We start from the raw sequence: 21,388 nt of genomic DNA, 5'->3' as shown, positions 1-21,388 counted from the left end.
AATTTTGGTCTGCTATGTATAGTAAGCAACGAAATTAATCTATTATAACGGAGGTTGACGTAAATATGACGACGAAAACAACATATAAAGTGGGCGACAAGGTGCGAATTTTAAATAAGGACGGAATTTACGCTGGCGACGATTTAACAAACGGTAAAGTGTACGAAGTTACAATGAGCACTGATTCTGACGGAGATATTCGCATTAAAGATGATGACGACTACAAACTACTAATCACGGCGGACGAACTAAAATACATCGAAAAGGTGGCGGAGCAAGTGGCGAAATTCAAAGTAGGCGATAAAGTACGTACTGTCAACAGCTCGTGTTTTGAAAAAGGCGAAGTGGTGACGATTGAAATTAACGATGAATCCAACCACATGCCGTTAAAATGTACCAACGGACGCTGTGCGTTTTGGTTATATCTTTCTGACGTCGAGCCAGTAACGCCAAAACCGACGAAGAATCAACGCATTACCTCACTAGAACAAACGGTAGCAACGTTACAAGCCGAAGTTGCGGCGTTAAAGGCTGCGCAAAAGGTTGCGGTTAGCCCGCCAACAATGACCGTAAAAGCAGACGTTGACGTCGCTAAAGTTGCGGAAAGTCTTGCGAAAGCATTCGAGAAGCATGTGCCTAAATCACCGAATGAGCAACGCAAAGCGATCATTGACGAGGCTAAGACGTTTGTTGAGGAACTATCGGACATCATCAAAGGCACGCATAAGCGAGAAAAAAAATTCGGGCGCTTAAACGATGTCGGCTACACTTACGTATTAAAGCCGGAGTTTCGTATTAACAGTAAAAAGCGCACAGTCACGGTTCTAATGAAAGGCGGTTATATTGACAACGGTAAAGTCTACGCTAATGCAGTCGCAAAATGCGCACCAGACGACGTATTCAACGCCGACATCGGCAAGGCTATTGCGTTAGGTCGTGCGCTTGGGCTAGACGTTTCTAAGTTTGAGAAGGCGGTGCAGCCTAGCGAGGTTGTTTTAGGGATGCACGTACGCACAAAGACTTTAGGCGGGGGTTATAACGACCATTGCCCGATATTTGTTACGGGATTCTACGGAGAGTACCCAGCGTTTGATAACGGTACGCATTCGTCTCTTTACGAAATCACCGACGACACAAAGGCGCAATATTAATGTCTCGCGCAACCAAACCGAAGCCAAAGCGCTTACTAGCAATCGACACGTCAGCATCGCCAGGCTTCGCAGTAATCGAATATGGCGGAAGCAAGCCAGCAAGCCTCATTTACACTGACGCATTTCCGACGGATACTTCGCTCTCAGACGCCGAGCGCTACGAAGTCGTCCGATCAGCTACCGCCTTAATCTGCTATAAATACGGTACTGCAACTCCATTTGACGTCGTTGTCCGCGAGCATTTCATCAAAGGCGGAAGCAAGCGCGGTACGCAGTTAGTATTCGGGGGATGGGCTGCCGTTGATATGGCGCTTAGAGCCTTCGGCTATACGATCGACAGCGATAATGAAATACCTCCAACCACCGTCAAAAAGGCGGTCGGCATTTCGGGCAAGGCGACGAAGGCAGAAGTAGAGCAAGGCGTAAGGAAGGCGCTAAATCTGCCGGACGATTACGTATTTCCGAATAACAAAGGCGGGGACGCCTCGGACGCGGCGGCTATTGGTATTGCCTATCTTAAGCGCGAAGGCGCTATTTAAAACGAGAGGGAGCGATTGATTAATGAAACCATACAAACTAAATTCGGTGCAAGGTTCGCAAGTAGTTCCGGTAGGTAAACGATATTTCTTATCGAAAGCAGTCGTAGGCACTCCGGCTATAATCGTCAGTACTGACGTTGATTCAGCGTACCGTGCATCGCCATTAAAAGAAATTATTACGCTAGGTAAGGAAGTTGTCCTAGCAACGCAAAATTCAATTTATACGTTTGAGGAGGCGACTGAATGACGCCAAAACAACGCAAGCCAGCAGGCATTATCGCAACTAGCCTCGCTATTATCGGATTACTGCTATTTATCGTAGGATCATTCGTGGCATTGCCGTTACTAGCACTACTAGTCGGAATGAGCTTCGGCTATGTGCTCGAATTATTCACGGGAGATTACGTAGTGCAGGCTTTCCATTACGTGGGGCTGACGAAGGTAGGTTCGGGAGATTTGCCGAAAGTATTCGGATTGTTGGCGCTGATTGCTGTGTTCTTTAAAGTAAAGTTACCGAGTAAGGGCGACGAATCGTGAAAGTCTACTACGCTAGTATGACAGGTAATGTACGGAGATTCCTCTCTAAGACTTGCGTAGAAGCCCTCGACATTTCAGAAAGGCCAAAGCCGAACGAGCCGTTTGTGCTTGTTACGTACACATTCGGATTCGGCGACATTCCTGCGGAAGTTGACGCATGGTTAACGCATAATTACAAGCTTTTACGAGGAGTTGCTGTTAGTGGAAATCGAAATTGGGGCGATAATTATGGAATAGCCGGCGACAAGATTTCGCGCGGATACGGCGTACCGCTGATCCTTAAATTCGAACAAGCAGGCAATTCCGAAGATGTGCGACTATTTAAAGAAAGGTTGGCGATAATTTGCGCTACTACGAATTAAACAACGAAGTAATGCAGCGAGATTCTGATGGTTTATTGCAGTTCGATAAAGACAAAGAAGCGACTCGCGCTTACTTCCTAGATTACGTTAATAAAAATACGGTGTTCTTCCATTCATTACGCGAAAAGCTCGACTATCTAATAGAGAACGATTATTACGAGAAAGAACTTTTCGACCAATATAAGTTTGAAGATATTAAGGCGGTATATAAGCTTATTTACGCTAAGAAATTCCGATTCCCGTCATTCATGGCTGCGTACAAGTTTTATAACGATTATGCGCTATTAACTAACGACGGTGAGCGCATCTTAGAACGTTATGAGGATCGTGTAGCAATCAACGCATTGTTCTTCGGAAAAGGTGACGCAGCAAATGCGCTTAAATTTGCCGAACTATTAATTACACAACAATATCAGCCGGCTACACCGACATTCTTAAACGTTGGGCGTAAGCGTCGAGGCGAATTAGTGTCGTGCTTTATCACGCAAGTTGGCGACAGCTTGAACGACATTAACATGGCCGAATCTACTGCGAAACAGCTATCGAAGATTGGCGGAGGCGTATCGCTTAACCTTTCGAATATTCGAGCAAAAGGCGAATCAATCAAAGATATCGCAAACGTAGCAAAGGGTGTTGTTGGCGTTATGAAGATGCTGGACCACTCATTCCGCTATGCAGATCAGATGGGGCAACGTCCAGGCGCAGGAGCAGCATATCTTAACATATTCCACGCGGACATACACGATTTCTTAGATACGAAGAAAATCAGTGCTGACGAAGATGTACGAGTAAAGACGTTGAGCATTGGCGTTGTAATTCCCGACAAGTTCATCGAATTAGCTCGCGAGAATAAGCCAGCTTACGTATTCTATCCGCACACCGTTCACAAAGCGACAGGCAAGCATTTCACGGAGATTAATTTCACGCAAATGTACGATGATTTAGTCGCAAATCCGTTAGTCCGTAAAGACAAGATTGACCCACGCGCCTTACTAGAAAAGATTTCTGTGCTACGCTTCGAATCCGGCTATCCGTTCGTTATGTTCCGTGACAACGTTAATACCGCGCATCCGTTAGACGGTGATGTAGACGAGTCAAATTTATGTACGGAAATCCTACAGCGAATAGATTTGTCGCAGTATACAGATTACGGACAGTCAGATGTCGTTGGGAGAGACGTTTCATGCAACTTAGGCTCGCTAAATATTGCGAATGTGATGCGACATAAGGATATTAAATCCGCTGTTGCACTAGCTACAGACGCCCTAACAGTCGTTTCAGAGGCGACTAACATCGCAAATGCACCGGCAGTCGCGAGAGCCAATCGCGAAATGCGCTCAATCGGATTAGGAGCGATGAATCTGCATGGCTATTTAACGTCAGTCGGTATCGCTTACGAGTCGCCGTTAGCTATTGAATTTGCTGACGTATTCTTCGCTGCAGTTAATTACCATTCGTTAAAGCATTCTTGCGAAATGGCTAAACGTTCTGGTACGACATTCAGCGGATTTAACGAATCATCGTATGCGGACGGAACGTACTTCAAGCAATACGTAAGTGACGACTTTTTACCGAAAGACGCTTACATCGCTGAATTATTCGAAGGATTTATGCTACCTACTCGCAAACATTGGATAGAGCTTTCTGCAGACGTTGCGAAGTACGGATTATATCACTCTTACCGTCTAGCAATTGCGCCGACTGGATCAATCTCTTATGTACAGTCTGCTACAGCGAGCGTTATGCCGATTATGGAACGTATTGAGGAGCGAACTTACGGCAACTCAAAAACATATTATCCTATGCCAGGACTATCGATGAAAACGTGGTTCTACTATAAAGAGGCATACGACATGGATATGCACAACGTTGTCGATTTAATCGCAACTATTCAGCGTCATGTCGATCAAGGCATTAGTTTCACGCTATTCCTAAAAGATACGATGTCGACGCGAGACTTAACGAAGATTGACTTATATGCACATCACAAAGGAATCAAAACGCTATATTACGCTCGAACAAAAGATACGGGTGCAGACGCTTGCCTAGCGTGCCAAGTTTAGGAGGGGATTAGGTGGCAGTATATACCGCAGCAAACTACGCAGTAGACGATGATTCGTTTACACAGGCGTTCATTAAGCAGAATCAATCGCAGTTTTGGCTACCGGAAGAAATTTCACTCACGCCGGATTTACTAACGTGGAAATCGCTCACAAAGGAGGAACAAACGGCTTACATGCGAGTCTTAGGCGGACTAACATTGCTTGATACGGAACAGGGCGTCGGCATTCCGAGATTGATTCCGCACATCAAAGGGCATCAGCGACAGGCGTTACTAACGTTCATGTCTGCGATGGAAAACTCGGTCCATGCGAAATCATATTCGAATATATTCTTAACGTTAGCCAGTCGAGAGGAAATCGCAGAAGTGTTCGATTGGGTACGAGATAATCCTTACTTACAACGCAAAGCTGACGTAATTGTATCGCATTACAAATCAGTTAAGGATTCCGACGATATATCGCTGTTCAAGGCGTTAGTATCTTCGGTATTCCTGGAATCGTTCTTATTCTACAGTGGATTTTACTATCCGTTATATATGTATGGGCAAGGGCGCTTGATGCAATCTGGCGAGATCATTAATCTTATTATCCGCGACGAGAGTATCCACGGAGTTTACATCGGATTGTTAGCGCAAGAAATATTTAATCGTCAAACAGACGAAATACAAGATGAGATTCGTGATTGGGTTTACTCAACGCTAGAAACGCTATATCAAAACGAGGCGCTATATACTGCAGACATTTACGATCCTGTAGGCTTAACGCATGATGTGCTTAACTTCGTACAATACAACGCTAATAAGGCGCTGGCTAATCTCGGATTTGACGCCTTATATGAGCACAGTCCAGTCAATCCGATAGTGCTGAACGGCTTATCAACTAAAACGAAATCACACGACTTCTTTTCGATGAAAGGGAACGGATATAAGAAAGCAACAGTCGAGCAGATACAAGATAGCGATTTTTATTTCGAATAACAATGCCGAGCCTTAATTGGCTTGGCGCCATTTTACTATAAACGGAGGTTGATAGCGTGGAGCATCCCGACGTAACTCACACAATACGAACGGGCTATGACCGTGAAACATGGCGCAATATCCATAATGCAAAACCAACGGAATCATCGCCTAGAGATTACTACGGAGACATTATCGATTTGGCGAACGATCATTACGTTGTGATTCCGACAGGCTATAAGATATTGCATCGCAATCTGCAGCGTTATTTGGAGGATAAGAAAGGCTTCGAGTTCAATTACGTATTTAGCGATTAGGAGGAGATGTGATGAAAGCGCGAAAAGGCGATACGATTCGTATTACCGAGATTCAACTTCAAGACGCCGAGAAACGCTTAAATGTCGGAGATATTCACGAAGTTGCAATAGCTTGCGATGATGGTGACGTTTATATAGACATGAACGGTGCTACTCCGTTATGGCTTGTCGCAGAAGAATACGAGGTAATTTCGGAGGAGGCTACACAATGAACGGACAGCAAGCACAACAAATCGAGAAAGAGGCGCAAATGTCGCCCACTAACGATAAATTAACGGAAATGTACGACATGCAAACGAAACTGGATCATCGCATTACTACCGAGCGAGGCATCGCTAAAACGACTGACGAATGGGTAGTCGGATTAACTATCGCAATGGAATCGGAGATTGACGAGATTAGGCGCGAGGTTAGCTGGAAATGGTGGAAGAATCCGAAGCCTATCGACCAGGAAGCGTTGCAAGGCGAGGTAATAGATATGTGGCACTTCTTATTATCGCTATCTCGTACTGTAGGGCTTACACCGAACGATATTCACCGTATTTATATGGAGAAGAATGCGGAGAATCACGCAAGGCAAAGTGGTATAAGTGAGAAAGATGGATATTCATTATGTCAAAAATAGAAGTTACATGTGCTATATGTAACAAAGTCGAAAATAAGAATCCTTGTGACGCTCGCCGATATAAAACATGCTCATTAGAATGCAGAGGCGGGTATTCTAAGCAGATTTTATCAACGTCTTTAGAAAAAGAATGCGAAATTTGTGGAGAATTGTTTAAGGTCAAAAAATCGCATTTTTCAAAACGGTTTACTTGTGGAGGATCTTGTAAGTACCTACGAATAGCGAAAAATCACAAAGCAAAAGGACTTAGAGGTGAGTCGTGTCATAAGTGGAAAGGCGGTAGGTTTGTCCACGAAACAGGTTACGTGTTTATTCATGCTCCAGAAAACGCAATGGCGAATAGTAGAGGATATGTAAGAGAACACAGATTAGTGATGGCAAATTATTTGGGTAGGCCACTTGAAAGAGACGAAATAGTTCACCATATTGATGGCAATAAAGAAAATAACGATGTTTCGAACTTACAGCTGATGGATAATTCAACACACGCGAAGCTACACAACGACTTAAGGAGGAAACTAAATGACGCAAATTGAACGCAAAGTAACATTATTAGCACATACGCAATTATCGGAGGGATTTCGAGAAAGGTTCGATGAGTATCCGTTCGGCTCATACGATGGAAATGAATTGGACGATTTAGACGTCTCAGACGGACAAGCCGTAGCACTGACAGCCATTCGCACTTGTTATTCACCGGGCAAACCTAGCGAAATCGTCGCTAAAGAAGGCGCTCGCTATTTCGGCAAGAAAGCGACAGACGGCGGTAAAGGTACGGATGCTGACCGTTTAATCCGCATGATTCACTCGTCTGGACACGTTAGTACTTTGGAGCACCTATCGTACACATTCGCAGTAGAGGGCGTCAGTCGAGCGTTACTTGCTCAGTTAACACGCCATCGCGTCGGCTTCGCGTTCAGCGTGCAGTCGCAACGATACGTTAAATTCGGTAGCGACGATCGTAGTGGCGGATTTGATTACGTTGTGCCAGTTACTGTTGATGACGATAAATTATTACGATTAAGCGAAGATGGAGAGGAATACCGCGCAGTTACTCCTATCGGACTATTTTACGAAGCAATGGAGCAAGCACAACGCTCCTACGATTTGTTACGTAAAGCAGGCGTTCCAGCCGAAGATACTCGCGCAGTCCTACCGAATGCTGCAGCGTGCAATCTCGTATTAACCGTAAACTTACGTGCACTACTCGACTTCTACGCTAAACGGAAAGTAGGACGGGGTGCGCAGTCTGAAATCGCAGGACTGGCAGAGGATTTACGCAAAGCTGTCGAAAGTGTCGAGCCTTGGACGTCGCAACTATTTGAGGCGGTGTAGTATGCGCTTAATCATCGTTAAAATCCTATGCGCAATATTCTGCGTTCCAGTTTACCCGTTAGTAATCTTCGCAGAATGGTACGGAGAAAGCACGACGCTAGGCGCTAAATTCAACTTTAAAACGGCGTCTGCAGACTATTGGCGAGATGTCAAAGCGACGTTAATGCAAAGGAGGACGCCTAAATGACGATGCTAAAACGCATTCTACTCGCTTTACTCTTAGCATTAACGCTATTCATCAACGCACATAAGCCGTCAGACCACGAACACTTAGCGGAATCTCCCACCGAAAGGTACTACGAAATAATTCCGTACGTTAATGGATATGACGCAATATACACGCAATACCTCGAAAATGAACGGCAGCAAGCTGAGATAGCTCAGAAAATCAAGCGTAAACAAGCGTTAGAAGAAGCGCAGAGGCTTTATGATGCGAAGCTTGCTAAGATAGCGCAACATAAGCAAATTAGTCGGGGCAATAACGCTAAACTGACGCAATTTACGATGATTGCTACTTTTTACACAGCGCAGTGTAACGGATGTACGGGAATTACTGCGAATGGAACTGAAATAACACGTACCATTACTTATAAAGGCTATAGAGTTATTGCTGCTGATCGCTCAATTCCATTTGGAACTATACTACGCATTACCTTGAATGGAGGCACTGTCATTAATGGGATAGTAGCAGACAGAGGTGGGGCCATTAAAGGTGCTCGGTTAGATATTTTGGTAGCTTCAAATAGTGAAGCGTACCACTTAGGTCGTCAGCTAGTAACGGTAGAAAGGATTGGATATTATGGTGAATAACGATTTGTGGGAACGTATACCTTACGCACCGGATTATTTGGTATCTAGAACCGGAGAAGTATTCAGCGAAAAATCCTGTTCAAAGCGAAAGTTAACTGTTTATAAAAACAAATACGGATATTTTTACGTGGTTATATCTATCGACGGTAAGTCTAAACAAAAACTTGTTCATCGTTTGGTTGGAGAAGTATTCCTACCGAATCCGCTAAATAAACCTCAAATAAATCATATAAATGGAGATAAATCTAACAACACGCTTGAAAATTTGGAGTGGGTAACTGCCAAAGAGAATAAAGAGCATGCTATTAGGACTGGTTTAGCTGATGTTGATACTTTGAGAGATAATGGGATGAAAAATGCTCGCCCAATATCACAAATAGACGTCAATACAGGTGAAGTCATACAAATATGGAGCAGTTCGAAAGATCCGAAAAGAGTATTAGGGGATAAATACGATTCATCTGCAATATTGAGGTGTTGTCACTTAAATAAGGATACTCATAAAGGTTTTAGGTGGAGGTTTTCAGGACAAGAACATATGCAATATGAATTTAAAGACAAAATTGTAGGACGTAGCAGAGTACTTGTCACATTAGACGGAACGGATGAAATTTTTTCGTCTGCATCCGCAGTTGCTAATCATTTTGATATTTCTAGAAATACTGTTTATCGGGCTATTAACGAATCTAGAAAATTACTAGGAAAGTACGATGTTAGCTATATCTAATCAATAACATATTAGGAGTGATGATATATGGCAAAAGCGCAAGTAGGCGATTTGATTCGAATTACAAATGTTCCGAAAGGGGGGCAAGGTTCTAGTGTCGGAGATATTTTCGAAGTGATTAAACGGTTTGAACCTGGTTCAAGAAGTCATGAAAATGGAGGAGTTGAGTTCGTACATTCTGAAATGCTGGTAGGTGCGGTTGGTTGTTACGTTTATGACGATCAGTATGAAATCCACTGCAAAGCTGGCGAGGAGGATGCCGCGAATCCAACGCAATTAGAGCCGTCAAAATGGTCGGATACGCAAGAGAATCTAATCCGTTTAGCGTGCTCGGAATTAGCCGACTTGTTAGTGCGCAAGAACCACGATTATGGCGACAGCTTTTCGCAGCAGTACGATAAATACGGACTTATGAGCGCTTTAATCCGCATGGACGATAAGATGCGACGATTAGAGACGTTACGAGGCGGAGAGCAAGCGCAAGTGGCAGAAAGCGTAGGCGATACGTTACAAGATTTAGCAGGCTACGCACTCCTAGCTTACGTAGAGTCGAAGAAGAAATAACGCTATACACTCGAATAGCAAATAAGCCTATCCTTCGGAATTATCCGTTGAGATAGGCGAGTTTTGACGTTTAGGAGGCGAAAATATTGACGATAAAAGTTATCGGAGTTGGGCATCATCCATTTTCGAAGAAATACGAATTTAAAGGCTTCTTTGACGATTTAGTTCCGTGTTTAATTGCTACGGACTACAAAGCGCCAAAGACGATTTTGGAGCTACATTACGAAGGGGAATCGGAGGAAATTGAATTGACTAATGTAAAACCAACGAAAAAAATTTACGAAATAAAATCGTTCACATACGCATCAGCATTCGCAGGAATCGGAGGAATGACACTTGGACTTAAACCGTTAGGTGGCGAGGGAGTTATCGCTTGGGAATACGACTCAACGGAGAAACGACGTCAATATGCACAGGACGCTCATAAACTATTGCATCCGAGCATTCCAGTACACGGCGATATTTGCGAGGCTAATACGGACGAGCTGCCGGACTTTGACGTATTCTGCTTTACTCCGCCGTGCCAATCGTTCTCAGTCGCAGGCAAACGTGGTGGATTCGATGACACTCGCGGTACATTGACGTTCGAGGCGCTGCGAATCGCGAAAGCGAAGAAGCCGAAGATTCTCTTTATGGAGAACGTCAAAGGCCTCGTCAATCACGATAAAGGAAATACGATGGGCACGATTATCCACGCGATCAATGAAATCGGATATACCGTTGACTTTACCGTTTTAAATTCGAAATACTTCGATGTAGCGCAGAATCGCGAACGCGTATATCTTATCGCAGTAAGAGACGATTTGATTATGCCTGAGCCGTGGAGTGGCGTAAAGGGAACTACGATGCTACCGAAAGCGAAGAAACGCTACCAGGAAGAAGGCGCAAAGACGTTTAACTTCGATTGGCCAGAACAGACGGAAGTCAGAAAGCGATTGCGCGATTTCTTAGAGTCAGAAGTGGACGAGAAGTACTATATTGACGAGGAGAAAACAGCTAAGTTAGTAGCACAATTAGAAAAAACTTATCCAGCGGTAGATGAACGTGACCCAAATATGCTCGGTCACATCGAATTAAAAGGTCATGACGCTATTAGAAGGGTCTATAGCCCGACAGGGCAAGGCCCGACAGGGCAAGGCCCGACATTAACGACAATGGGCGGAGGTCATCGCGAGCCTAAAATTGCAGAAGAAGTCCGACCATGTTTGACACCACTCCGAGAAGAAAAGCGCCAGAACGGTCCTCGCTTCAAAGGGAACGATGCCGAGTCGCATACGATTACGACACAAGATCGTCATGGTGTAGCAATTGGTATATCGCCTAAATATCGCATCCGTAAACTAACTCCAACAGAATGTCTACGTCTACAATCCGTTTCGGATGACGTTATCGACGCACTTTCAACGCAATTCAGCGATAGTCGCCTATACAAATTCGCGGGCAACGGGCTGACAACAAACGTAATTACAGCGATTGGAGAGCGCTTACTAACGTATCTATAACGAAAAAGCAGCAAGCGATTGCCTACTGCTTAAAGATAACGACATTACCGCTAAGTGACGCAGTATCAGCGTAAAACGTCTTACCTTCGTACTTATCTAGCTTAAATTGACGGAATAACTTCGCTGCAGTGACGTCTTTCTTCGCACTAACGAAGTAGCCTGCGGATCGCATTTCCTCGCTAAGTGACGGAGCAGTCGGCTTAACCACAGCAAACGCCTTTTCCGCAGGATTGAACGCAATAAGGACGCGAGAGCGAGGCTTGATGCCTAGCTGCGACAGTACGTCGCCTTTCAAATATAGTCGATTACGCTTGCCGACGTAAATCTGCGACATACCTTTATTCGGAACAAACGTAAAGCCAGCGAGTAATTGCGCTTCTTCATCGTCAAATTCCGCTGTAGGTACGGGCTTAAAGTGATATTCTAGCGAGCGATCAAGCTCCGCACAATATGCGTCAGCTTCGCCAGGCTCGTCTATGGTAATCATCGGATACAATTCGTTATTAAATTCGATGCCTGCGACATAAGTATCGGCAACAGATTCGCAATATGAGCGTGCAGATTCGTCGATTATCGGCAGTAAATCTTCAAGCGTATAAAATTTCGCAACAGTCATGCGTAACACCTCCGTTTATTAGCGTTAAATTTACGTTATTTATTACGGTAAGTATATCAGATTAGAAACGCAAAATCAACGCAAAAGAAAAGAGGAATAGAAATGAAAAGAAAATCAACCGCTAAAGCAATATTATCGAACTTACACGCATTAAAGGAACGCCGTTATGTCGGCGATTTAGACGCCAGCGACACGCTAATCGACTTTGAGCGCGCTCTAGCCTTAGCGAAGTTAACGAAAAGGCAGTCGGAGGCTATTCGGTTGGTATATGACGTAGGATTGACGCAAAAGCAAGCTGCTGCGGAGATGGGCGTGGCGCGCGAAGTAATCACGGAGCATATTCGCAAGGCTACCGAGGAACTGGACGAAGTTTACGAAATGTGGGCGTGGATGGACGGAGAATTGACGTCGGAAGATTTCAAAGAAGAAACGGAGGTAACAGCATGAACTACGTAGATGATTTACGCAATGAAATCGAAGCAATTCGCAAGGAAACGCGAGCAGGCTTATTGCTGCGCGAGCAGCGCCTTATCCGCATACAGAAGGCGAGCGATCAGTACGCGCTAGCTCACGCTACACAATACGAAAGAGAGCGTCGATTAGCCGAAGAAAAGAGCACAGAGCGCCCATTGCGACAGTATGACGCTAAGTTACTCGAACAATTGACGAATCTAGCGCTACATGAGGAACTAACCGATAAGTCGCAATATAAGGTCCGCGAGGAGGAGTATCCGTTTCTTAGCGATATGCAACTAGCTAGGCGTTCAGAAGGCGCACATGAAAGGAATACTGGTGTGCAAAAAGGCGAAGCTCCGTTCATAAATGCGGAAACTATCGCAACAAATGGGCGAAATTATGCCGTTCCGAAGCGTAGAAAGCGCTCGATCCACGAAGATTTGCTACGGGATGAACAGGCGATGATTCGCAACAAGGAAAGACGACGCAAATATAACGAATTTACTGCGGTACAGCCTGTAATAACCTACATTTCGGGTGAGTTTGTATCCTAGTTATTAGGAACCGCTATTTAGGGAAGTAAGAGGCGCAGTTAAGGCGATTGCTGCTACGTCCATTCCAATCTATGACGAACAATAACCGGACAATTCAGCGCCATATCGAGCGTTTTACTACTGACCAAGAGGTCTGCCGGAGTTGTATCGTCTGAATTAACTATCGAGCGTGACGGCGGTCTATCCGGAGGACATTCCGAGGGTTAGACGTATAGTCAGTCCAAGCATACCGGACTTTAAACGCGATAAAGCACTCACTACGGCGGTGAGTATAAGGGAGCCGAAATTAAAGGATCGCGCGGAGATAGCTTACGAGCACTTCGCCATTAATTGCGCAGTTACTTACGAGTGCTGCGCCTTTTATTATTCGCTTGGTAACCGCATGTGACGGGTAATTGCTGCGCAAGCATAATGTTCCGCACGCCGAGTCGTTTTAAATCTAAATTCAAATTGGAGGTTTTCATATGGAGAAAATCGTTTATTGTACGCATTGCAAGATAGAGCACGTGGTTAGCGTAACGAAAGACAGTACTAACGAAGTCGGCTTATTCTGTAACACATCACGTAAATTAGTCAATGCTTATACTACTAAATGGGACGGTAAGGACGTCTACGAGCCTATGAGAGAGTTTGCTCGTAAAAACGTTGATTTACAAGCTGTCTCACGGTTAAAACCGGAAAAAGTAGAAGGCCTGGCTCGTAAAATGGCATTTATGTACTCAAATAGTGACAACCGCATTTACGCTAGTTATGCGTTTCTTGCGTACCATATGCATACAATAATTACTCGATTACGGAGTGAGGTACGTGCAAAAGGTATCGGAGGTAGTCACAAATGAATACGGCAATTCAACGCTACATTGACGAACATGGACGCGAAGTAGTTTACGGTTATTCTGACGAAGTATCGATACAAACGCACGAACAGTTAGAAGAATGGCGAGAAGATAAAAAGCGTCGAGAATTATCGGTTGGTCCGAACAGATACTACGTTAACTGTTATCACGAACCAATCGCAGAGCTAAACGACATTCTTAGCGTAGAAGAACTCGGCACAATGATGAAACTAATTCCGTATATGCGTATGCATACGGATGGTCATTTATATTACGGAACAGAGCGTATGACAGCGCAACTAGTCGCTAAAGCAATCGGAAGAAAGCTACGTCAAACTCAGACGATATTAGCTACGTTGGTTACGCATGACATTCTATTCCGAGAAAAAGTCGGACGTTCTTTTGTTTATGGCGTCAATGATCGTTACCATTCGATGGGTAACGTTGTGAAAGGTGCAGCGTTTACTAAGCTGTATCAAACGAAGACACGCACGGATATCACCAACTTAACGATACATTCGGCTGGCATCCTATATAAGATGCTACCGTTTTTTAATTACGCACACTATTATTTAAGCGAAAATCCTAACGAGATTGACGCAAGTAAGATACGGCACTTATCACACCGCAAGTTTGCCGAAATGGTCAACGTTAGTCGAAATACGATCAATGAGGCTATGCGAGAGTTACGCAGATACGGATTTATAATGTCCGTTGAATCGTACGGCAACCAGCTATATCGTATTAATCCGGACGTGATGTTCCGCAAAAAGAACGAGTATGATGAGTATACGGAAAGTGTACGTGAGGACTTCGCTCAATTGCGCAGAAACTACGAACTGCACGGAGAATTGCCGGGAATTGATAGCGATGACTTACCGTACTGATTTCGGAGTGGCACGAATATTGCATAGTTAGAGCGTATATTGGCACGAATATTGCATAGTTAAAAACATCGATAAACCTTACGGGGAGTAAGCGTAAAGTCGATTTTAGGCGTCTACGACCTCTTTATCTTATAAGGAATAACGGAAACCTTCGCCAATACAGATAATAGACGATACTGCTTGGTGAGATTATTTATTGTAATCATATTGATAATCATGGGACGGCTTGCCGGCACATAGGGCATAGCCCGGAAGGTTTTGTCTTTTAAAGATTACGAGTCCTTGTTTTCACAAGTCCTCTATTGTCTTTTCTATCGAAAATCCAATGAATATCATTAATACATTAAAGATATAACGCTGTAAAAGAATAACGGTAATACCTATAAAACGAAAGGAGAGCGATATAGATGGCGAAATTAAACGATAAGCAATACGCAGCTATTGCGATATTATCACAGCCGAAACGTGGCGGACTTACTTACGAACAAGTTGCGGAAGAAGTCGGAGTCAGCCGTACTACATTAGCGGAATGGCGTAAGCGAGACGATTTCAATGACGAACTTAAACGTCAGATTATGCGTGATACAATCGAAAGGTTGCCGGAGGTAATGGCGTCTATTCCGGACCACATTATTAATGACGGCAATGCTGCGATGTTTAGGACGCTATTGCAAGCACAAGGTTTACTGACGGAGAAAGTCGAAGTTACTGCGCAAGCTAACGGAAATGACATTGATGCGATTAGGGCGGATATTGAACGAATGCGTGGCGGACAGTAGCGAGATATTACGCCATTTAATAGTAGAAAGTCATAACGGTAAGTTGCCGTAGGTTTACGTTGTGTCGGAGATTTATCGGGCAGACGCTCGAAATGGACGCGCACCTCAAACACTTTGAGTAGCTGATCGCCATATATTCCGTTATCATAACTATGTAGTTTTGACAAAGCTAATCCAACGTGATAAGATAGCGCTATATACGTTATCATAACTAATTATCATAAATGGAGGCAGAATATATGACGAAATACGGCTACGGGCGAGTATCTACTATTACGCAGGAATTAGAAGTGCAGATACAAGCGCTACAAGACGAGAATTGTGACGTAATACTAACGGAGAAGTTTACGGGCACCACTACTAGCCGTCCGGTATTTGACGAGCTTATGTCGAGAATACAAGCAGGAGATACGCTAGTAGTGACGAAGCTGGACCGCCTGGCACGTAACACCAAAGAGGGCATAGAGGTAATAGAGCACCTATTCTCTATGGACGTGAAGGTATATGTACTAAACGTAGGGCTACTGGAGAATACAACGATGGGGCGATTCTTCCTCACTACCCTATTAGCGGTGGCTGAGATGGAACGCAACTTAATAGTTGAACGTATGCAAGAAGGTAAGGCGATAGCAAAGCAGCGTGAAGATTTCCGAGAAGGTAGACCGAAGAAGTTCGATAAGAAGCATTTAGATAACGCAATGAAGTTACTCGAAAGCAATAGTTATAAAGAAGTTGAAGCAACAACAGGAATTTCAGTTGCAACTTTAGCAAGAGAAAGAAGAAAGCGAAAAGAAAATAAACTTATTAACGATTGAGCAAACTCGCTTGATCGTTTTTTATTGCGTAAATTTTCGTAATCCCCCAAGCCCGTTTTTGGCAAACCGCTGTTCTGACGCTGAATAAATCGGCGTATCAAAAATTCACTTTGACTTTGCGGAACAGCAACGCAATGCCTGTCGCCTTTAATTCGCTTTACTAACGCAGCCTATACGCCGTTTAACTCAACAAGACGATAGATTGTACGGTACGCAAAAACAAACGCTAAATCAACGCATTTACATAGGGAAAACACGAAGGGAGGCGCTAATATGGCGTGGGTAGACGGAGAATGGATAAATCGCAGTAAACGCGAAGCACTAATCGCAGTGTATCGCGAATATATCGACACGATCGACGCTAAGTATTCGGATTCCACCGGCGAAGTCGTTATTGACGACATTATTAGCGCCGGACTTATCGATGACTATTACGCAAGATTAACCGAATTAAAGCGCTTAGAACGCATTCATCGCTGCGAACTAGATACATTAGCGTTCGACATCGAATATTTCAGCGAAGCTAAGAATCCTGGCAATGCCGGAAATTGGGACGGATTTGCGATTACTAAGCCGTCAGAGTCGCCACAGTTTCATCGTGAGATTACCGATATACTTAACGTCGTATCAACTGATAAGGTAAACGCTAAGATTGCTGTAGCCGCACCTCGTTCTCACGCGAAATCAACGTATTTAACGAAGGGCTTTCCGTTGCACCAGGTCGTTTACCGTAAGCGAAAATATATCATTATCATATCGGAAACGCCGTCAGTATCCGGACCTAACCTCGAATGGCTCGCTACACAGCTTAAACATAACGTAAAGTTGCGCCAGGACTTCGGTCCATTATTATCGCCTCGTCAGCAGGAGAACGATAAGGATAATAGTTCGGAGTTTATCGCATGGCAGCCGACGCAGGATGGTGGTAAGCGCCAATTAACGAAGGTTGAGGCAGCATCGACAGGACAAGCGCTACGAGGACGAAATTGGCAAGGTGTTCGTCCGGATTTAATCGTATGTGATGACTTAGAGGACGCAAAAACGAATGCAGCAACTCCGGAACAACGTGCTAAATTGCGTGATTGGTTCGCTTCGGTAGTTATGCCGTTAGGAGATCCGAAAGGCGCTAAGACTGCGGTTGTTTACATGGGAACGGCTGTAGCGTTGGACTGTTTGTTGCTTAATATCTTGTATAAGCGTTCGGATTTCGAATCAAAAGTATATCGAGCGATAATCGATCCGCCAGTTAACGAACATCTTTGGGAGCAATGCCGAGAGATATACGTAGATTTCGATAATCCTAACCGTGCTGCAGACGCAGAATCGTTTTATAAAACGAATAAAGACGCTATGGACGAAGGAGTTCGCGTACTGTGGCAAGAGTTTCAGCCGATATGGAAGTTGATGACGTGGAAATGGAACAACGGCTCTAAAGCGTTCAATACCGAATATATGAACAACCCAATTGACGAAGAATCTCGCGTATTTGCTCCGGAGAACTTCGTATATTGGGACGACGCAGAGCCGAATAAGACGTTTCCTCGCAGTGATTACGTCATTACGATGGGTATTGACTTTGCGATGGGCAAGCAGCGCGGAGATTTCAGCGCCTGTGTAACTACGGCCACAGAACGTAAGACTGGCGTTCATTATATAATCGATGCTTACGGCGCGCGAATCACCCCCGATAAGTTTCTGGACGTAATTAGCGATAAGGTTCGTGCATATACGCCGGATGCTATCGCTGCAGAGGCGCAAATGGCGCAAGAGTTCTTCGTTGACATATTAAAGGAGCAGTTATCGCACGAAGGCTATCCGGCCCATGCCCGCGTTAAGAAGATTCAGCAACGATCACGAAAAGACTTGCGTATCGAGTCGATGTTGCCGGACATAGAAAGCGGAAAAATTCGGTTCAAGCGAAGTCATTCGTTGCTACTAGAACAGTTTGAGCGATACGGACAAGGCGCACATGATGATTTGCCCGACGCTACCGAGATGTCAATTCGCGTAAGCAAAAACGCTAAACGCGACTTAATACAAAAGCCAGCATGGCTGTAGATTACGCAAAGGAGGCGACAATAGAGTGGTAATGTGGAGCAAATTAGGACGCAAAACCGACGCAGAAATGAACGAAGTCGGAACCGTCACATATACGTATGACACCTTCAAGCCAGGCGAACAATTTCCGCCAGCTAACGCGATTGAGCGTATTGCAAAGTATCGACGAATGAAAAAGCTGTATGACGGCAAGCAAGCCGAATTATATGACCGCACTACGTCGTTATTAAAAGATACTCCGCATGCAAAACAGTTACAAACGTTATATATCGCAGCAAATATCGCAGATATAATTTGTACAAAACCTAGCGATCTGCTCGTAGGTGAACCGCCAATCTTCGATAGCGGACTGGCCGACGATACGGAGCAGCAAGTGGCGATTAATTCCTACGTTGAGGAAAACGACTTAGTTAAACTCATTCACGAATCAGCGCTTGCTAACGGATACCGCGGAGACTCTTGGATTAAGGTTCGTTATGATTACCGTCAAGACTATGGCGCACTAACATCGAGAGGATGGCCAATTCCGGAAGATGCCGAAATGGAACCGATCATCGAGCACGTCGCTGCAGACTGCGTATTCCCGATTACGAGCAACGGTAACGTTAAGAAATTCAAGTCGATAGTTATCGCAAGCGTCGAATGGGTTGTGTCGCAAAAGGAAGATATTCCGTACTTAAACGTCGAGCATCATCTTCCAGGCTACATTATAAATGAACGCTACAAGCTCATAACGTACGAAGGTGGAGTAGATAGCACTTACGGTTACGCGGTGCAGCTATTTAAAATCGCAGAAAAAGTCGGAGAAAGCAACGTAGTAGCAACGGGAGTTCCGCATTTACTGGTTCACCATATCCCGTATAAATCTACAGACGATCAGTGGGAAGGTAAAGGAACGTTAGAAGCGTTAGAGACGATATTAATTGCGATTAACGACCGCCTTGCACAGCTAGATTACGTACTTTGGAAACACAGCGATCCGACAGCGTATGGTCCCGAACTTGGCAGTAGTGGAAGTTCAGCAAGATTAACTGGCGCATATATTCCGGTCACTAACGAAGATAAAACGCCGGGCTATATGACATGGGACGGCCAATTAAACAGCGCTTTTAAAGAACTCGAAACGTTAATCGGAATGGCATTCCAAATCGCAGAGACTCCGCAATGGCTATTCGGAACTGTACTCGGCGACCAAAATAGCGGAGGTACAGGAACGTCACATACGGATGGTGCTGCTATTAAAGCTCGCTTCATGCCGATACTGACGAAGGTTGCGCGTATTAGAACGCATTACGACCGTGCTTTACGTGACGCTTTATATAACTGCCAGCTAATCGATATTGCTCACGGAGAGAAAACGTTCGAGCCAGTATACCCGGTAATTCAGTGGCAAGACGGCTTACCGCACAACGAAAAAGAGCAGGCGGAGATAATGGCGATACGTTCTGGCAATAAACCGACGATTGACCAGGCGACAGCAATTAAGCGCTTGGACGGATTGGACGATACACAAGCTGCGCAGATTATCGAAAGAATCGACGCAGACACAGAGCGCGAATTAGGAACCGTAGATGCCTCCATATTTAACAAAGGGGCTGACGGCTAATGCGAGAAGCTCCGCAACCAAACTACGATTACGATGTAACTAAAGTAGTCAAAGCGTACGAACATGCGCTAAAGGATGTGCAGCGAGAGCTTAACGATTTATTTCTTACGGATTTCGAACGCGCACAGCTAATCGCTACAGAACGAAATATTCGTAACATATTATCCGACATGACCAAATTTAGCGATGAATGGGCTTCCGCCGCCGTATCTAAATCAGCAATTGAAGGCGTCGCATCGACGATTTATTCGCTAGGTCTTGCGCCAACATACGAAGATGCTCTAAAGATTGCTCGATTTAATACATTAAACAAACGACTAGTCGCTGCAGCAATAGCCGATACACAGGCAGATTTACTTGCGGTTACTCAAAATATCGAGCGCCAGGCAAAGTTAGCTATTCGTAAAGCAACCGCAGAAGCTATGCGACATACACTTACCCGCGGAAATAACGCAACACAGGACATTGCGAAGGAAATCCGTCAGCGAATTGTTCAAGCGACAGACGCAGCGATTATTGATGCTAAAGGCAACCGTTGGAAAGTCGGAAATTATGCTGACGTCGTTGCTCGAACAAATATGATGAATGCGCATCGTGAGGCGAGTATAACCGAAGCTCTTTCGGAAGAATCTTATTACGCAAGAATTTCAAGTCATGGCGCTAAAGATGCGTGCAGATTTCACGAAGGGCGGATTATAAAGTTAGTTGATGATGCTCCCGGCGACTATTTGACGTATAATGAAGTTAGAACGTCGGGACAGATATGGCATCCTAGATGTAAGCATATAATTACACCGTTACGTAATCCGCAAAGGTTCGACAGTCGTAAACCTAATTTTATTTATGAAAAAAATACTACAAAATCTACTTATAGTCACGCAACTCTCGGTGAGTTTACAAGGAACCCGAGAACAAAGCAAATCTCCAGGATGACTGGCGGAGGACACGGAGAAGATAATATCGAATTTTTAATTGCGCAAGAAATCGAATATAATATCGAAAAAACATTTTCTAACGGAGTTAGGATTGGGAATGTTCCTATTCATAAAACTAGAGTCAAGAAAGATGGGATAGGACAGTCATGGTTCCCAGAGGATTGGACACCAAAAGATATAAATGATGCGGGATTGTTTGTTGCAAATGATCCAAACAACAAGTTAGTAGATGGATTCAAAATTTTTGGCATATATAAGAACATTGAGATTGGTGTATTCCTAAGTGTAGAGAACAATAAACAAATCAATACCATATTTCCAACTAACAAACAAACACATTTAAAGGAGGATGAATAAA

26 protein-coding genes are annotated in these 21,388 nt (G+C 44.3%); 25 read left to right on the top strand and 1 reads right to left on the bottom strand.

Annotation, left to right across the window (positions count from 1 at the left end; all coding sequences use genetic code 11):
* Nucleotides 1-65: 65 nt before the first annotated feature.
* The 16 genes from ACQKNX_RS24420 to dcm all read left to right on the top strand — a co-directional run bounded on the left by ACQKNX_RS24420 (nt 66) and on the right by dcm (nt 11,488).
* On the top strand, nt 66-1,151 hold the full coding sequence (locus ACQKNX_RS24420) for a hypothetical protein (RefSeq protein ID WP_427431154.1): 1,086 nt from the start codon (nt 66-68) through the stop codon (nt 1,149-1,151).
* Entirely contained in the window at nt 1,151-1,690 is a 540-nt protein-coding gene (locus ACQKNX_RS24415) for a crossover junction endodeoxyribonuclease RuvC (protein WP_427431153.1), read from the top strand. Before ACQKNX_RS24420 ends, ACQKNX_RS24415 begins: the two co-directional genes overlap by 1 nt.
* Before the next feature lie 22 nt (nt 1,691-1,712).
* Nucleotides 1,713-1,937: a hypothetical protein gene (locus ACQKNX_RS24410; protein WP_427431152.1), complete on the top strand. Its 225-nt coding sequence runs from the start codon at nt 1,713-1,715 to the stop codon at nt 1,935-1,937.
* The gene (locus tag ACQKNX_RS24405) at nt 1,934-2,227 is read left to right on the top strand and encodes a hypothetical protein (protein ID WP_427431151.1); all 294 of its coding nucleotides are present in this window, start codon (nt 1,934-1,936) and stop codon (nt 2,225-2,227) included. Before ACQKNX_RS24410 ends, ACQKNX_RS24405 begins: the two co-directional genes overlap by 4 nt.
* Nucleotides 2,224-2,589: a class Ib ribonucleoside-diphosphate reductase assembly flavoprotein NrdI gene (nrdI, locus tag ACQKNX_RS24400; protein ID WP_427431150.1), complete on the top strand. Its 366-nt coding sequence runs from the start codon at nt 2,224-2,226 to the stop codon at nt 2,587-2,589. The genes ACQKNX_RS24405 and nrdI overlap by 4 nt, the downstream gene beginning before the upstream one ends.
* Before the next feature lie 11 nt (nt 2,590-2,600).
* A complete protein-coding gene (gene nrdE, locus ACQKNX_RS24395; RefSeq protein ID WP_427431200.1) occupies nt 2,601-4,652 on the top strand; it encodes a class 1b ribonucleoside-diphosphate reductase subunit alpha in 2,052 nt (683 codons plus the stop codon).
* Between the two features lie 11 nt (nt 4,653-4,663).
* On the top strand, nt 4,664-5,629 hold the full coding sequence (nrdF, locus tag ACQKNX_RS24390) for a class 1b ribonucleoside-diphosphate reductase subunit beta (RefSeq protein ID WP_427431149.1): 966 nt from the start codon (nt 4,664-4,666) through the stop codon (nt 5,627-5,629).
* A 56-nt stretch (nt 5,630-5,685) separates the two neighbouring features.
* Entirely contained in the window at nt 5,686-5,925 is a 240-nt protein-coding gene (locus ACQKNX_RS24385) for a YqaI family protein (RefSeq protein ID WP_427431148.1), read from the top strand.
* A gap of 11 nt (nt 5,926-5,936) precedes the next feature.
* Nucleotides 5,937-6,137, top strand: coding sequence for a hypothetical protein (locus ACQKNX_RS24380; RefSeq protein WP_427431146.1), 201 nt, complete (start codon nt 5,937-5,939; stop codon nt 6,135-6,137).
* Entirely contained in the window at nt 6,134-6,550 is a 417-nt protein-coding gene (locus tag ACQKNX_RS24375) for a dUTPase (protein ID WP_427431145.1), read from the top strand. Before ACQKNX_RS24380 ends, ACQKNX_RS24375 begins: the two co-directional genes overlap by 4 nt.
* Nucleotides 6,538-7,086 carry an HNH endonuclease gene (locus ACQKNX_RS24370; RefSeq protein ID WP_427431144.1) on the top strand — a complete coding sequence of 183 codons (549 nt, stop codon included), beginning with the start codon at nt 6,538-6,540 and terminating at the stop codon, nt 7,084-7,086. Before ACQKNX_RS24375 ends, ACQKNX_RS24370 begins: the two co-directional genes overlap by 13 nt.
* Nucleotides 7,073-7,885 (top strand): FAD-dependent thymidylate synthase, encoded by an 813-nt coding sequence (gene thyX / locus ACQKNX_RS24365; protein WP_427431143.1) that lies wholly within the window; start codon nt 7,073-7,075, stop codon nt 7,883-7,885. Before ACQKNX_RS24370 ends, thyX begins: the two co-directional genes overlap by 14 nt.
* Before the next feature lie 183 nt (nt 7,886-8,068).
* On the top strand, nt 8,069-8,695 hold the full coding sequence (locus tag ACQKNX_RS24360) for a 3D domain-containing protein (protein ID WP_427431142.1): 627 nt from the start codon (nt 8,069-8,071) through the stop codon (nt 8,693-8,695).
* On the top strand, nt 8,685-9,422 hold the full coding sequence (locus ACQKNX_RS24355) for an HNH endonuclease signature motif containing protein (protein ID WP_427431141.1): 738 nt from the start codon (nt 8,685-8,687) through the stop codon (nt 9,420-9,422). Before ACQKNX_RS24360 ends, ACQKNX_RS24355 begins: the two co-directional genes overlap by 11 nt.
* A 27-nt stretch (nt 9,423-9,449) precedes the next feature.
* Nucleotides 9,450-9,986, top strand: a complete 537-nt coding sequence (locus ACQKNX_RS24350; protein ID WP_427431140.1) for a nucleotide modification associated domain-containing protein — start codon at nt 9,450-9,452, stop codon at nt 9,984-9,986.
* Between the two features lie 284 nt (nt 9,987-10,270).
* Complete coding sequence (dcm, locus tag ACQKNX_RS24345; RefSeq protein ID WP_427431199.1) at nt 10,271-11,488, top strand: DNA (cytosine-5-)-methyltransferase; 1,218 nt, start codon at nt 10,271-10,273, stop codon at nt 11,486-11,488.
* Nucleotides 11,489-11,510: 22 nt separating this feature from the next.
* On the opposite strand, the gene ACQKNX_RS24340 is transcribed toward dcm, so the two are convergent.
* Nucleotides 11,511-11,975, bottom strand: a complete 465-nt coding sequence (locus ACQKNX_RS24340; RefSeq protein ID WP_427431139.1) for a hypothetical protein — start codon at nt 11,973-11,975, stop codon at nt 11,511-11,513.
* A gap of 231 nt (nt 11,976-12,206) precedes the next feature.
* Here ACQKNX_RS24340 and ACQKNX_RS24335 point away from each other — a divergent pair, with 231 nt between their 5' ends.
* The 9 genes from ACQKNX_RS24335 (at nt 12,207) to ACQKNX_RS24295 (ending at nt 21,387) form a co-directional block, all read left to right on the top strand.
* Nucleotides 12,207-12,551 (top strand): sigma factor-like helix-turn-helix DNA-binding protein, encoded by a 345-nt coding sequence (locus ACQKNX_RS24335; protein ID WP_427431138.1) that lies wholly within the window; start codon nt 12,207-12,209, stop codon nt 12,549-12,551.
* Nucleotides 12,491-13,114, top strand: coding sequence for a hypothetical protein (locus ACQKNX_RS24330; RefSeq protein ID WP_427431137.1), 624 nt, complete (start codon nt 12,491-12,493; stop codon nt 13,112-13,114). Before ACQKNX_RS24335 ends, ACQKNX_RS24330 begins: the two co-directional genes overlap by 61 nt.
* Before the next feature lie 464 nt (nt 13,115-13,578).
* Nucleotides 13,579-13,953 (top strand): hypothetical protein, encoded by a 375-nt coding sequence (locus ACQKNX_RS24325; RefSeq protein ID WP_427431136.1) that lies wholly within the window; start codon nt 13,579-13,581, stop codon nt 13,951-13,953.
* On the top strand, nt 13,950-14,837 hold the full coding sequence (locus tag ACQKNX_RS24320) for a hypothetical protein (RefSeq protein WP_427431135.1): 888 nt from the start codon (nt 13,950-13,952) through the stop codon (nt 14,835-14,837). The genes ACQKNX_RS24325 and ACQKNX_RS24320 overlap by 4 nt, the downstream gene beginning before the upstream one ends.
* A 407-nt stretch (nt 14,838-15,244) precedes the next feature.
* A complete protein-coding gene (locus tag ACQKNX_RS24315; RefSeq protein WP_427431134.1) occupies nt 15,245-15,616 on the top strand; it encodes a phBC6A51 family helix-turn-helix protein in 372 nt (123 codons plus the stop codon).
* Nucleotides 15,617-15,855: 239 nt separating this feature from the next.
* Entirely contained in the window at nt 15,856-16,431 is a 576-nt protein-coding gene (locus tag ACQKNX_RS24310) for a recombinase family protein (RefSeq protein WP_427431133.1), read from the top strand.
* 273 nt (nt 16,432-16,704) lie between these two features.
* Nucleotides 16,705-18,489 carry a phage terminase large subunit gene (terL, locus tag ACQKNX_RS24305; RefSeq protein WP_427431131.1) on the top strand — a complete coding sequence of 595 codons (1,785 nt, stop codon included), beginning with the start codon at nt 16,705-16,707 and terminating at the stop codon, nt 18,487-18,489.
* Nucleotides 18,490-19,138: 649 nt separating this feature from the next.
* Entirely contained in the window at nt 19,139-20,095 is a 957-nt protein-coding gene (locus ACQKNX_RS24300; RefSeq protein ID WP_427431130.1) for a portal protein, read from the top strand.
* On the top strand, nt 20,095-21,387 hold the full coding sequence (locus ACQKNX_RS24295; protein ID WP_427431129.1) for an EndoU domain-containing protein: 1,293 nt from the start codon (nt 20,095-20,097) through the stop codon (nt 21,385-21,387). The genes ACQKNX_RS24300 and ACQKNX_RS24295 overlap by 1 nt, the downstream gene beginning before the upstream one ends.
* Nucleotide 21,388: the final 1 nt, after the last annotated feature.

Origin of the sequence: Lysinibacillus sp. NPDC093712 (genome assembly GCF_050280025.1) — a bacterium.
Lineage (GTDB): Bacteria > Bacillota > Bacilli > Bacillales_A > Planococcaceae > Lysinibacillus.
This window is presented reverse-complemented; position numbering and strand designations above follow the sequence as displayed.